Origin of the sequence: Cylindrospermum stagnale PCC 7417 (assembly GCF_000317535.1) — a bacterium.
GTDB lineage: Bacteria > Cyanobacteriota > Cyanobacteriia > Cyanobacteriales > Nostocaceae > Cylindrospermum > Cylindrospermum stagnale.
Window position 1 is genome coordinate 2,922,069 of the sequence record NC_019757.1, and the last position, 14,333, is coordinate 2,936,401.

Annotated in this window: 10 protein-coding genes and 1 tRNA gene; 3 read left to right on the forward strand and 8 right to left on the reverse strand. The window is 43.4% G+C overall.

The features are described from left to right. Positions 1-94: 94 nt before the first annotated feature. The 5 genes from CYLST_RS11820 to CYLST_RS11840 all read right to left on the reverse strand — a co-directional run bounded on the left by CYLST_RS11820 (position 95) and on the right by CYLST_RS11840 (position 7,342). Complete coding sequence (locus CYLST_RS11820) at positions 95-1,627, reverse strand: glycine betaine ABC transporter substrate-binding protein (protein ID WP_015207956.1); 1,533 nt, start codon at positions 1,625-1,627, stop codon at positions 95-97. Positions 1,628-1,642: 15 nt separating this feature from the next. Continuing rightward, positions 1,643-2,401, reverse strand: coding sequence for an ATP-binding cassette domain-containing protein (locus CYLST_RS11825; protein ID WP_015207957.1), 759 nt, complete (start codon positions 2,399-2,401; stop codon positions 1,643-1,645). A 74-nt stretch (positions 2,402-2,475) separates the two neighbouring features. Next, positions 2,476-2,547: transfer RNA gene (locus CYLST_RS11830), tRNA-Gly, on the reverse strand. Between the two features lie 42 nt (positions 2,548-2,589). Continuing rightward, positions 2,590-5,778, reverse strand: coding sequence for an efflux RND transporter permease subunit (locus tag CYLST_RS11835; protein WP_015207958.1), 3,189 nt, complete (start codon positions 5,776-5,778; stop codon positions 2,590-2,592). Between the two features lie 46 nt (positions 5,779-5,824). Continuing rightward, positions 5,825-7,342, reverse strand: coding sequence for an efflux RND transporter periplasmic adaptor subunit (locus CYLST_RS11840; RefSeq protein ID WP_015207959.1), 1,518 nt, complete (start codon positions 7,340-7,342; stop codon positions 5,825-5,827). Between the two features lie 887 nt (positions 7,343-8,229). On the opposite strand from CYLST_RS11840, the gene CYLST_RS11845 reads away from it, so the two are divergent. The 3 genes from CYLST_RS11845 to CYLST_RS11855 all read left to right on the forward strand — a co-directional run bounded on the left by CYLST_RS11845 (position 8,230) and on the right by CYLST_RS11855 (position 10,878). After that, a complete protein-coding gene (locus tag CYLST_RS11845; protein WP_015207960.1) occupies positions 8,230-9,105 on the forward strand; it encodes an Npun_R2479 family HD domain-containing metalloprotein in 876 nt (291 codons plus the stop codon). A gap of 72 nt (positions 9,106-9,177) precedes the next feature. Then, entirely contained in the window at positions 9,178-10,293 is a 1,116-nt protein-coding gene (locus tag CYLST_RS11850; RefSeq protein ID WP_015207961.1) for an ABC transporter permease, read from the forward strand. A 33-nt stretch (positions 10,294-10,326) separates the two neighbouring features. Further along, the gene (locus CYLST_RS11855) at positions 10,327-10,878 is read left to right on the forward strand and encodes a Uma2 family endonuclease (RefSeq protein WP_015207962.1); all 552 of its coding nucleotides are present in this window, start codon (positions 10,327-10,329) and stop codon (positions 10,876-10,878) included. A gap of 280 nt (positions 10,879-11,158) precedes the next feature. On the opposite strand, the gene CYLST_RS11860 is transcribed toward CYLST_RS11855, so the two are convergent. The 3 genes from CYLST_RS11860 to CYLST_RS11870 form a co-directional block, all read right to left on the reverse strand. Next, positions 11,159-11,416 (reverse strand): hypothetical protein, encoded by a 258-nt coding sequence (locus tag CYLST_RS11860; RefSeq protein ID WP_041233074.1) that lies wholly within the window; start codon positions 11,414-11,416, stop codon positions 11,159-11,161. Between the two features lie 64 nt (positions 11,417-11,480). Continuing rightward, complete coding sequence (locus CYLST_RS11865) at positions 11,481-11,696, reverse strand: hypothetical protein (RefSeq protein WP_041233075.1); 216 nt, start codon at positions 11,694-11,696, stop codon at positions 11,481-11,483. A gap of 348 nt (positions 11,697-12,044) precedes the next feature. Continuing rightward, a complete protein-coding gene (locus CYLST_RS11870; protein WP_015207963.1) occupies positions 12,045-13,760 on the reverse strand; it encodes an alpha/beta hydrolase in 1,716 nt (571 codons plus the stop codon). Between the last annotated feature and the right edge of the window lie 573 nt (positions 13,761-14,333).

The following is a 14,333-nucleotide window of genomic DNA, read 5'->3' on the forward strand; positions in this document are numbered from 1 at the left end:
CTGGCGGCAGATTTGCCATTTTCTACAGATTCAGATATCTCTAAAGTTTAGAGTTAAACAAAATCCCCGACTTCTCTGAGAAGTCGGGGATTTTTCATAATTGAGATTTAGACTTGAGCCACTCAGTAACAACTTGTTCAACGGGACGAGATTGATTATCTACTTGATAATTCATCTTTTGTATTTCTTCAGTCGAAACTAACCCAGCCAATTGATTGATAGTTTTGCGTAACTCTGGATATTTTTTCAGCGTTGCTTGATTAAAAACAGGAACAGCTTGATAAGGTGGGAAATATTTTTTGTCATCTTCTAAAATGACTAACTTCAGCACAGGAATCAAGGCATCTGTAGAATTTGCGGCGATGAAATCTACTTTTTTTTCTGCTAAAGCTTGATACATCACTCCTAACTCCATTTGTTGAGGAGGTTTAGTAAACTTTAAGTTATAAGTCTTCGCTAACCCTCGATAGCCGTCTTCTCGTGCGAAAAATTCATATCCAAAGGCTGCTTGCCATTGAGGAGCATATTTGGCTACTTCGGTAAGAGTTTTGATCTGCAACCGTTTAGCATCATCACCTCGAATAATCATTGCATAAGTACTATTTACTCCCAACGGCTGCATAATTTCTAATTTAAATTGCTGGTTGTAGTCTTGCTTGACTTTGTCATAGACAACTTGAGGATTACTGACAGGTTTCTGTTTCAAGATAGCTGTCAATGACGTTCCTGTATATTCTACATAGCCAGCAATTTTGCCTGCTTTCACAGCTTCATGACAGATTAAAGTTCCCCCTAAATTGAAGCGTCGGTCAACCTTTAATTTAGTATGGGATTCAATTTGTTGAGCAAGTAATTCTCCTAAAATCACTTGTTCAGTGAAATTTTTAGAGCCAATAATAATGGTTGGTGGTGTTTGTTGATAGGCAAGGGCTATTAATCCAATAAGCAGTAAGGCTAATATGCCAAAAACAATGCCAAGTTGGCGATTAACTTTTCCCTTTTTGTCTCTTTGCAATGTCAACCGTTTTTCTACCCATCCCAAGCCTAAATCTGCACCTAAGGCGATGATAGCGGCGGGTATGGCTCCGGCTAAAATTAATTCATTATTAACCGTAGAAATTCCCCGAAAAATAAACACCCCCAAACCACCGCCACCAATCGCCGCCGCAATGGTGGCAATTCCCACAGAAATCACCGTTGCTACCCGCACTCCTGCCAAAATCACCCCTGAGGCTAGGGGAATTTCTACCTGAAATAGCAATTGCCAGTCTGTCATCCCCATTCCTCTTCCTGCTTCTCGAATCGCCGGATCGACGTTATTAATGCCGATATAGGTATTGCGAATCAGGGGGAGCAAAGCATAGAGAGTCAAGGCGACAATGGCCGGAACTTTGCCAATTCCGCCGATAAAGGGCACAGAAATCAGGAAGCCAAAGATGGCTAAACTGGGAATGGTTTGCAGGGCGTTAGCTAAACCGAGAACGGGTTGGGCGAGTTTTGGTTGACGAGTGATGAGAATGCCTAAGGGAATGCCGATGGAGATGGCCACTAGCATGGCGATCGCCACTAATATTAAATGTTCCCCGGTATGGAGAAGGATTTCTGGGGCGTATTGGGTTAAAAACAAGGTTAAATCCTTAAATTAAGCGCTGTTTTCCCAAGCATTCAAACAAGCAATAAAAGCCTTGGCCTCTGGATGTTGGGATTGGAGGAATTCTGCCTTCGTTCCCAGAAAAACTAAATTCCCTTCATACATCAACCCAATTCGAGTCGCCAGAAAGAAAGCTTCTTGAATGTCGTGGGTGACAAAGATAACTGTTTTTCCCAGTTGCTTTTGCAAGTGATGGAACTGTTGTTGTAATTCTAGGCGAGTGATGGGATCGAGTGCCCCAAAAGGCTCATCCATCAATAATATAGGCGGGTCGGCAGCTAATGCCCTGGCCACACCAACTCGCTGACGCTGACCGCCAGATAGCTGATTTGGATAACGGTGGGCAAATGTTTCCGGATCTAAATCAACTAAGTGTAACATTTCATAGACTCGCGCCTCAATCCGCTGTTGTGTCCACTTTTCTAGAGAGGGGACAAGTGCAACATTTTCGCCGACGCTAATGTGGGGAAACAAGCCGATGTCCTGGATAACGTAGCCGATGCGCCGCCGCAGTTGAATGGCATCCCAGTCAGTTGTAGGGCGATTGTTGACTAAAACTTGCCCTTGAGTGGGTATGAGGAGGTGATTGATTAATTTTAAGGTGGTGGTTTTGCCGCTACCACTGCGTCCTAGTAAGACGAGGGCTTCCCCTTGGTAGATGGTGAGATTTAAGTGAGATAACAGGGTACGGCGATTAATTTGGAAGCTGACATCCCGAAACTCAACGGCAATTTCTGGTGCTGGGGACATGAGAGTTTGGTTAAATGAATAAAGAGCGGCTTGTCGTCATGCGATCGCCAATTTCACATTCATACATTTCTCAAAGCGGGCGATGGGACTCGAACCCACGACATTCTGCATGGGAAGCAGACATTCTACCACTGAATTACACCCGCGAGGCGTTGTTAGCTCAGTTGAGGCTAACAAGCATTATATCATTATTTGCTAATTGTCGAAACAGGTTTTTCGCTGGTAGGGGGCAGATTGATTACTTCTGGCTCAACTACTGGGGGACGAGGACGCTTTCTGCCAAAGCCATAACGGAATATTCCCAAAATCCAATCTTGGAAGTTGTCAATATAGCTAAAAATCACAGGTACAACCACCAGGGTTAACAGCGTCGAAGTTGTGAAACCTCCCATAATGGCGATTCCCATTGGTTGACGGACTTCTGAACCGATACCAATACCCAAGGCTAAAGGTAAGATACCGACAATTGTGGCGAGAGAAGTCATCATAATTGGACGTAGTCGGGAAACACCAGCTTCTATGAGTGCTTCTCGTTGGGTTTTACCTTCCTGCATATTGATGATTGTATAGTCCACCAAGAGAATGGAGTTTTTGGTGACAATCCCCAACAGCAGCACAATCCCAATCAGGGCATAGATTCCCAAGGGTTTTTGCATCACCATCAAGGCGATTAGTGCGCCACCTAAAGAAAAAGGTAACGCTGCCATAATCGACAAGGGATGGAGAAAGTTGTTATATAGCAAGACGAGAATCGCATAGATACACATCAGTGCTAGGGCTAGGGCAAGACCAAAGCGACTGAAGATGTCTTGCATAATTTTCGCACCACCGGAAGATTGCTGTGCTACTCCTGACGGTAGGTTTAGCATCACCGGTAATTTGTTGACAGCTTGCACACCTTCACCCAAGGAAATACCTTGTAAGTTAGCTTCTACAGCAACTTGACGGGCGCGATCATAACGGTTAATTGTTGCCGGGCCACTACCAAAGCGGATCTCTGCAACTGCCCCTAATGATACTAAATTGCCGTTGGTGGCAGGGACTTGGAGATTTTTGATTGTGTTGATGTCTGCGCGTGCTCTGGGGTCGATTTGTACCCGAATCGGAATTTGGCGATCGCTTAAATTGTATTTAGCCAAGTTGGCCTCATTGTCGCCGATAGTAGCGAGGGAGGCTGTCCGGGCTATCGATCTGACTGTCACCCCCAAATCTGCTGCCCGTTGGGGATTGGGAATAACTAATATTTCAGGTTTTACCAAACTCGCACTGGAAGCGACTTCCACCAAACCGCGTACAGATCGCATCTGCGTTTCTAGGGCATCAGCCGCTTGAGTCAAGGCTTGGGGATTTTCACTTCTGAGGACTATAGATAAATCCTTGTTACTACCACCTGGCCCCTGACTTTGAAAACTGATTCTAGCTCCCGGTATTTGCCCAAATAGAGGGCGTATTTCTTCCTGAAACTGTTTTTGATTGATTTTCCGTTCTTCCTTGGGTTTGAGAGTAATGGCCAAGGAGGCAGAATTAATCTCTTCTGTGGCTAGCACCCCGACAACATTGGGATTTTCTCTGATGGTATTCGTTAACTGTGTGACTACCTTGTTGACGTCTGCCAAAGTGGAACCGGGCGGTACTTCCACAGAAACGTTAGAAATGCCAAAGTCACCATCATCCACAAAACCCTTGGGAATCAAAGGTACTAGCATCAGACTGGCAACGAAAAAAGCGATCGCGATCGCCATTGTCGTTAATCTGTGGCGTAATGCCCACTGAAGAAGGGATTTATAGGGTTTAAAGCCAGTGTTGGTTGCTTTGTGTTGAGAGCTAAAAGGAAGTGTAAATCTAAAATTGAAAAAACGAATGACTTTAGGCTTTTTCGACTTTTGAATTATCTCTTTATCCTTCATCAGGTAAGCCCCCATCATCGGCGTTACCATCCGGGCGACAACAGTTGAGAAAATCGTCGAAACGGCAACGGTAACGCCAAAAGGTTGAAAAAACTGCCCTGGAATGCCACCCATAAAGGCAACCGGCAGAAACACGGCAATAATGGTTGCTGCCGAAGCGATTACGGCTAATCCCACTTCATCAGAAGAATCAAAAGCTGCTTCCCAGGAAGATTTCCCCATTGCCATGTGCCGTTCCATGTTTTCGATTTCCACAACGGCATCATCCACCAAGTTACCTACCGCCAATGCTAAGGCTAACAACGTCATGTTGTTGAGGGTGTAACCAAGGGCCTGCTGCACCGCAAAGGTGGGAATCATCGACAAAGGCAGGGCGACTGCGGTAATTAATGTAGCTCGCCAGTCCCGTAAAAATAACATGATCACGATTACCGCCAACACCGAAGCCTGAATCAATTCATCAATGGTGCTTTGATAAGATTGACGAACAATGTCGGCTCTTGTAAAAATCAAATCCAGCTTCACATCGGCAGGAAGTGTTTTTTGCAGTTCTTTGACTGCTGCTTTCACCCCTTCTTCTACTGTCACCAAGACGCTGCCAGTACTGCGTAACACTTGGAAAGCGACCACAGGCTGATTATTCAAGCGTGCAGATTGACGCACGTCGCCATATTTATCTTCTACGGTTCCCAAGCTGGACAAAGGGATAGAACCGCCCCCAGGAAGCAGGATTTCGTAGGTTCCCAAATCATCTACACTCTTAGCACTACCTAGGGTGCGGATGGTTTGTTCACTACCACCAACTTCAGCCCGTCCCCCTGGTAAATTAATATTCAAATTCCGGATTTGGTCGTTGACTTGGGTGGCGGTGATGCCTAGAGATTGTAAGCGGTTTGGATCAAGGTTAATCCGGATTTCTCGGTCAACTCCACCCACACGCTTAATTTGGGCTACACCCTTGACTGCTAATAAAGCGCGGCTAATGGTTTGGTCTACGAGATTGCTTAATTCTTCTACAGAACGCTGGTCAGATTTTACCGCGTAGGTGATGACTGGGCCGCCGGCAAATTCCAGACGTTGGATAATTGGCTCGTTGATTTCTTGGGGGAGGTTTTGGCGAATTTGGGAGACAGCGTTGCGGACATCATTGGTGGCGCGATCGCTATCAGTGCCCAAAAGAAAATTGATGATCGTCCTGGATGAGCCGTCAGTCACCGTGGAGATCATGTTATCAATATTGCCCAACCCAGCGACGGCATCTTCAACTTTTTTCGTCACTTGAGATTCAAGTTCTGCCGGGCCTGCTCCTGGTTGTGTTACCGTCACCGTCACGGTTGGCACGTCAATATTCGGGTTGATATCAATCCCCAAGGTGGTAAAAGAGAACCAACCGATTACCGTCAAAATTAAAAATATAACTATTGTCGGAACAGGTTTTTTAATCGACCAAGCTGAGATATTGAAGGACATCGCAGAATTTTAAAGAAAGAGATTTTGGTTTGATTGTCTACAGTTATTATTGACTTACGACTCGGACGCGATCGCCATCTTTGAGATAACCAGCACCATCTACGACCACGCTTAACCGCTGCCCGTCTGGCTGTGAGCCATCGCCCAATTCCAACCCGCTCTTAATTTCCACCCGGTCACCGTTGATCGATTCTCCTACTTCTACTTTCTGGGCGCGAACTTCTCTTACTTCTACGTTGGGATTGGGGTCTAAGTCTTCACCCGACTGGGTGAATACAATTACACTGCCATCTGCTTGAGATTGGACTGCTTTCTGTGGTACAGCCATCCCCATTTTTGTACTGGTAGTAATTTCTGCACTGGCAAACATCCCTGGCTTCAACAAATTTGTTGAGGGCAAATCAATTTTCACTATTGCCTGACGATTTTTATCGTTCACCAATGGTTGAATATCTCTGACCCTTCCCTGCAAGCTCACACGGTTATCAAGCTTAGAGGTGATTTGCACTTGGGCACCGATTTTTAAGAGTGAAAGTTGAAGATCGGGCACTTCTGCCTGAAGTTCCAACTGCCCATTTTGGATAATCGAAAACAGCTTTTGCGAACCGCCAATCACATTCCCGATTTGGGTTTGTGGCGGCACACCTGTTACATCCCCAACCCTGACCAGTTTCTCAGCAATAATTCCCGTCGCTGGGGCACGCACCACAGTTTGAGCTAACTGAGCTTGTAGTTGTGCCACCTTGGCAGCACTGTTGCGAACATCAGCTTTGGCTTTATTCACAACAGCTTCGGCGTTGCCAATATTTGCCTTCGCACTGTTCACATTCGCTTGAGCACTACGGACATTTTCTTCCCCCACACGCACAGTTTCTATAGCAGTTTTCACAGTGTAGGAGCGAGTATCGAGTTCTTGATCACTAATCGCCCCAGAGGTTGCGAGTTCTTGATAGCGTCGAAAATTCTTTTGTGCTTCTTCTAATCTCGCCTTAGCTTGAGCTAAATCTGCTCTTCTTTGCTGAACTATCGCTAGACTTGCGGCTACAGATGCTCGCTTAGATTCGACATCAGCCTCCTTAGATACCACATCTGCTTGCTTAGATTCTACATCTGCTTTAGCTTGGCTAATTTGGGTTTGCAGAACAGAATCATCCAAAATCGCCAAAACTTGACCTTTGTTGACCAAAGCGCCTTCTCTCACATTGTCGGGGATGCTTTTGATTTGTAAGCCGTTGGTCTGCGGCAAAACTGGAATCAAGTCACGGGCTGCTACAGTACCTGTAGTGTTGAGAGTTAGAGACACAGAGGCAGTTTCTACGGGAGCGACGGTGACTGTCAGTGATGGGGTAAGCTTTGGCGCCGATTTATCCCCAGGGGCATTTTGGTTACTAGCGAGAAGACGACTGACTAAACCCCCACCACCTGCGATCGCCATCCCTAACCCAGTACCCAACAACAACGGTTTCAACCAAGGGCGAGTTGATTTTCTTTGCAAGCTTGCTTCCTCAAGCATCACAGGTTCTACCATCTCAACTTCTGAGAAGTTTTCATCGCCAATCTTCATATCCCCACTCCTCTTTTGGTAATTACCACTATTAGCATTTTCTTAAGAAAGATTGAATTTTGTTACTATCTATCAACTATGACGCATTTTATTGGCTGACGACACCGCTAACCTTTGGTAGACAATCCAAGAAAAAGTCACCACTTACTAATCTAGTAATAGCCGCAAACGTATATTTACCTAAGTAAATAGCGAAATCTAATTCTGCATTCATCTCACTCCATGATTTCAACAACCCTGGCTAAGTCAAATAGCAGATGAATTCCGAGCCTATTGTCAATAGAAATAAAATAAAAACTTTATGAAGATAATATACATTTATCTTAGGGACGCCATCTGCACCCATGTCTCTTGCTATACTAAGTTGCTGAATTGTGCCATCCGCCTGTTCAAAAATTAAAAATGAAAACCTGTTACATAAGGGGATTTCAACATTTTATTTTTGGAGATTTTTCGTGGAAGATTAGAAGTCAATGTTCGGACAACATCATTAGTGATAATCCAATCCTGTATCCAGTTACCGCTAACTCATGCAACGCCTTCGCCAAAATTTAGTCTTTTGTTCAGCTTACTTATTTCTTTAAGCCAATATAATGCAATATTAGATAGCACCCAGGATAAAGCATGGCAGTTTCTACCCTCCGGGAAGCCAGCCGCCAGAAGACACGGCCTGATTTATTGGGATCTGAAGACTTCAAAACTAGATTGAACTTGAACTACCAGCAACAACCTGTAATGGCGAAATACGCAGGATATTACTGGGGCTTAAGATGATGGAGTAAGGCGTACAAACAAGGAATCGAGCCGAATATTCAGCAACCATAGTCAAATGCAGTCTCCCTGGATGAAATTTAGAACCCAGATTAATATGTATGTGAGTATCTACTATGTTCAATGCCACAGAGATTCTAATTGATGCTTTTGTAAATCAAATTCGAGAAGGATATAGTCGTACTTACGGCTGCTTGAAAAGCGAATATGAGGATATTATAGCCTGGGCGGGTAACATGGCTTTGGAAAACATTGCCAATAGTGATGCCCTATATCACAATGTTGAACACTCAGTCCTCGTCGCCCTTGTAGGGCAGGAAATTTTACGCGGTAAACACATCCGAGAAGGTGGTGTTTCTAGCGAGGATTGGTTGCATTTTATTATCTCCTTAGTATGTCATGATATTGGCTATGTCAAAGGAGTTTGCCGACAAGACAGAGAAACCGAAGACGTCTATGCCACAGGTCAAAATGGCAAAATGATTGCTCTACCTCCGGGCGCTTCTGATGCTAGTTTGACACCATATCATGTAGATCGGGCAAAGCTGTTTATAGAAGAGCGTTTTGGTGGTCACAAGTTAATAGACGGTGAAGCGATTAAGAGCAACATTGAATTAACTCGGTTTCCTGTACCTACGGCAGAAGATCATCAAGATACCAAAAATTTTGCCGGTTTAGTGCGTGCGGCTGATTTGATTGGGCAATTAAGCGACCCGCGTTACTTGAAAAAAATTACTTCTTTATTCTACGAGTTTGAAGAAACCGGCATGAATAAAGTTTTGGGCTATCAAAATCCTGCCGATTTACGGAAGAATTACGCCAAGTTTTACTGGCATGGTGTCTATCCATATATTAAAGATGGATTGCGTTATCTATCTCTGACACAGCAAGGAAAACAAATTCTTGCTAACCTTTACTCAAATGTGTTTGTTGTGGAACATGAAAAACAGTTTGAAGAACAGCGGTATTTAGTTGAGCAATTTCATGCTTAGTCATAAGTCGTTAGTTATGACCAATGACTTGTTACTCTTGAATGAATAACCTTTGACTCTTGACTCAAAACTATGGATTGGTGGCATCGATTAAAGAAAAATCCTTTGGCACGATTCGGGGCGATTATACTGCTAGTGTTTTATTTTGCAGTAATTGCGGCTGATTTTGTCGCCCCTTACGATCCTTATGCCTCACAGGCGAATGGTTCGTTACTGCCACCAACTCAAATCCACTGGGTTTCTCAGTCAGGACAATTTATCGGACCCCATGTTTATCCGACGACTCAGGGAGACACAGATTTAGAAACAGGCGATCGCAAACTAACTGTAGACTACAAACAGCCCTCACCCTTGCGTTTATTTGTGTCTGGGCCAAAATACCGCTTATTGCAAATGAGTTTGCCACTACCGCCGAAGTGGAAGGAAGTCACAATTTTTCCCGGCATCCCCCTAAATTGGCATTTATTTGGCACCACTGGCGGAGCCAAATTCAACATCTTGGGTACTGATGACCAAGGACGCGACCAATTCAGCCGTCTGGTACATGGCGGTCGCATCAGTATGTTCATCGGTATTTTCGGCGTTGCCATTTCCTTTCCCCTCGGTCTATTGATGGGTGGCATTTCTGGCTATTTCGGAGGCGTGACAGATAGCATCATCATGCGCTTGGCAGAAGTGCTGATGAGTTTCCCCAGCATCTATCTGTTGGTCACATTAGGCGCAGTCTTACCCCCTGGTTTAAGCAGCACCCAACGCTTTGTGCTAATTGTAGTCATAACTTCCATTATCGGCTGGGCAGGTTTAGCAAGGGTAATTCGCGGACAGGTGCTATCAATTAAAGAGCGAGAATTTGTGCAAGCAGCAAGGGCAATGGGCGGCAACCCACTATATATCATCCTCCGCCACGTTTTGCCGCAAACCGCCAGTTATGTAATTATCTCAGCTACCTTATCAGTTCCCGGCTTCATCGGTTCAGAAGCGATACTCAGTCTCATCGGCTTAGGCATTCAACAACCAGACCCATCTTGGGGCAATATGCTTACCCTGGCAAGCAATGCTTCTATCATAGTGCTGCAACCTTGGCTGATCTGGCCGCCAGTGGTGCTAATTATCCTCACAGTGCTGGCATTCAACCTACTAGGTGATGGGCTGCGAGATGCCCTCGACCCCCGCAGTTTAAGAAGATAGCCTTACCGTCATCTACTTTATAAACGAAGTCTCATGACCGTAACTACCTATAAATGGACAATTGAACGCTATCACCGGGCAATAGAAGCAGGCATCTTTGACGACCAGCCTATAGAACTATTGCGCGGAGACCTCATTGTTATGCCTCCAGAACGGGAACCTCACGCCTACTACAACACTGAAACTGCCGATTATCTCCGTACCCTCCTAGGTACATGGGCAAAAATCCGCGATGCCAAACCCATCACCCTACCCAACGACTCAGAACCCGCCCCCGATGTCGCCATTGTCAAACCTTTAGGTGAAGTTTACCTAGAACACCATCCTTACCCAGAAGACATCTTCTGGATTATCGAATTCTCCAACACTACCCTCAGCAAAGATTTAGGTGAGAAAAAAGATATCTACGCTGAAGCCGGCATTGCTGAATATTGGGTTGTCAACCTCAAAACTCCTCAGTTGAAAGTATTTCGAGACTTAAAAAATAGGCAATACACAACGGAACTCACACTAACCACAGGCACCATTTCCCCCCTAGCTTTTCCCGATATATTGATTCAAATTCAGCAGCTGATGGGTTTGTGAAAAGCATAATGGATTGCTTCGGAAGAGGAAAAAATGCGATGGCGCATAGCGCCCGCTGGAAGCTATCGCCTGTTTAATCAACTGCAAAACGCCCTCTGAGGATGTCTGAAAAGTTGTTTGTGATAAATCTAACACTCGTAGATCCCCCCAACCCCCCTTTTTAAGGGGGGCAAAAACTTCTCAAAGTCCCCCTTTTTAAGGGGGATTTAGGGGGATCTCGATCAATTTTGATACGAATCAGACATCCTCTTAGATTTGATAACACTGAGATGGACAGATTTCAAGCATTAAAGTTAGTTTCTACTATTCGGAAAACACGCACTCCTGTTTTTAGTTGTTCTTTAGTAAGATGTGTTTTAATTCCCGGTAGACTTCCAATCTCTGCTTGTTCTACTGATTTATTGTTAACTTGAAGAGAATTAACATCTTGCTCTTCAAATTCAACAGTCAATTCAAACGCTATGCGATCGCCATATTTAAGGTTAGCAGCTTCTATCTGTATACCCACTACTTTAATTTCTGGGATGAAGCGCTGCACAGTACCAATAAATTGATAATGTTTTGGTACAGGTTCAATGCGTCCAATTTGATAAAACAGTGGTTTAAGCGGTAGTAGTTATGGATAACTTATCCGCCCATAAACTAGCATCAATTGAACCAATAATTGAAGCTGTCGGTGCAACTGTTATTTGTTGAGCCCCATACTCTCCCGATTTTAATCCAATTGAATTGTGGCGGTCACAACTCAAATCTTTTTTACACAGGGTTGCTCCAACTACAACAGAAATGGTTGATACAGTAATCTCAGTTGCACTCAACTTAATAAATCCTGAACATTTAAAAAACTGGTTTGCTAATTGCTGCTATTGTACCTCATAACACCGGGAACTGCTGTAAATGGTGTTCATTAGGCATTGAAGAAGGCAGGAGTTTTATTGTTATCACAGGAATCAATCGTCAGCGTACATTTTAGTTCCAATGCTACTCGCACGCGAAGTTCTAGAGTTGTAAGAAATCCGGTTCTTCCGCCTATTTTATGGTGGAGCCACTGACATTATTATCAAATAATGCACGTGGAAATCATGAAAGCCCTTTTCTGTAAGGGTTTAAAGCTGTCAAGCAACAAGCTTCTAGTATTAGATTCTATAATAGAGCCGATAGAGAAGTCAATCCCGATGAGAGAGGACAACTTGAATTTTCTTCTCTTGACATACTTGATGAAGCGTTTGTGGCCGTAGTGATGTGCATAGTTGACGAAATCCGACAAAAGCAAGACGATAAATTAGTTTTTTACCGAATTCCCCATGGAAATAACCACCATGAGTATCCACACCAACCTTAGAATTAAAGGTATTTCGGACGTAAGCAAAGAGAAGTTTGCCATAATCAAGCAAGTTGAGAGAAGGTTTACTAACTGCTAGGCTGACAATACTTCTTTGGACATTTACATTTATTAGATCTAGATCACTAAAGTCAAAATAGTCAGTGCAGTCATAGTAGCTAAGGCGGTTAGTTACATCATTCAGATTGTTGGCAACCCAAGGATAGAAAGGCGTCTCTTCTAAATTCCTATGTTCGGTGTTTGAGGAGCGGATTTCAAGATGCTTGAAGGGAAGGCTATTGAATGAATTGATGATCCCATATTGTGGAAAGTTACCTGACTTGTCTTCAGAGTTGTTGAAGTGTTTCACTGTCAGATTACCGAGACGATAGCCGCTAAAGCGAGTCTTGGCTGGAAAACTAAAGTAGTTCGCAGCAGTAGACGCTAGTCTCAGTGCAAGATCTCCTTCATTAGTGAATACGTGGGCCTCTTTAACACGTCGGATTGCTGAACGCAAGAAGTTTGAACGTCGAGGAATAACTGACTCTACAGGAATGTCGGGAGCAACAAGAATAAGCCTTTCAAGTTGGAAAATCCGCCCAATCTTATTGGTTGGTCGTTTCTCAGTTCGATAAGGGTTGAGATTACCGATTGATAGAGGGTCAAAGGCATCGGAAAGAATGCGAATGGCGTTAGTTATTACTGAGCAGCCCAGACTATGCCCTAGAAAACTTAATTTTACTTTATTATTTGGGTTACGCTGGAAGATAACACGATCAAGTTGCCTGACTAGCTCTACCAAGTCAGGAGTTCCAAAATAAGCAGCTCGATAACAATCCCGGAAGTAGACTACCAACCTCAATATAATTAGGGTAAGAATGAGTGAGGTTATAATAGTAGTTAATCCGAAGGCAAAAATTAGAATTTTTTTATAAAAAATTATTAAAATAGTTAACAACAGTAAACTAATTAATAGTCCAGCAAAAAAAATATTTCTTGGCAAAATAGGTAAAGCTTCAAATGCATGAACGATACTAAGTATTAGATGATCTATAAAGTTCTCTGAAGGCCACCGATAGCCAATAAAAATAACATCCCTTCTATTAATAGTAGGATCAGCATTAATATAACGGTGAATATCTTTATACCAAGCTCGTACACTATTATAATTATTATTAAATCCATGTACTGCAATGACAATTTCAGGATCATTTATGTTAACCTTCGATAGTCTTTGAGCAATCTCTTGAAGATAATTTTCTGTCTGGAAAGCAAAATTTTCAGCCCTTGTGTCAGGAGAATCTACACTCAAATTCAGATTTGTTAAAAGTGATTCACGCTCGTCATCCCTTGTGTCAGGAGAATCTACACTCAAATTCAGATTTGTTAAAAGTGATTCACGCTCGTCATCTTCAGCATTGTTTGTTGCAGTACTGATAGCAATGTAGCCAGGAATTTCAACCTCATCGTCCACATTTAATGGTCTAAACTTGTCGATGATAATGAGGGGAATTTCTCTATCGAATCTCTGTGTTTCGGTATTTGGAGTTTCATTTGTCATCTCTGTTACCTAGATTTTTCAAAATCATCTCAAACGCCGCATTACTATTACTTGATTTTGTTAGCACAGTGAAGAAGTATCCCATTCTGGGGTTAGTCTAGCGAGCATTTTAACAGGGGCAAGTAGTACAAAACCTCAGTTTGTAATATGACAGAACATGGCTAAAACCTTTATTTTTTTCGTTCTACCCTGGTTATGACTTTGGTAGATGAGTACGAATTAGGTCTAGATTATTTTATAGGAAACTATAGCTAAAAAGTATATGCAGCTGTCGGTGGAAGGATAAGATTGCCACGCCTGGAACCATAATATTGCCGCTACAGTGGCTGAAATGCTGATGTGTCCGTTAGACACTTTTAGTCATTTTTCAGCAATTAGAACCATAATATTGCCGTCAAGCAAAATTGTTACCATAAGCTTGCCAAAAATGTACTTTCTTAAGATTTCAAATCGGTAGTAAGAATTACAATGAACTGAAGCGCTCAGACCAGTGTCGAGAGCAATGAATTGGGTGACAGCACTCCTACCACTGCTATAACAACAAGACATATGTTGTGAGTTGCGTCTTCAATT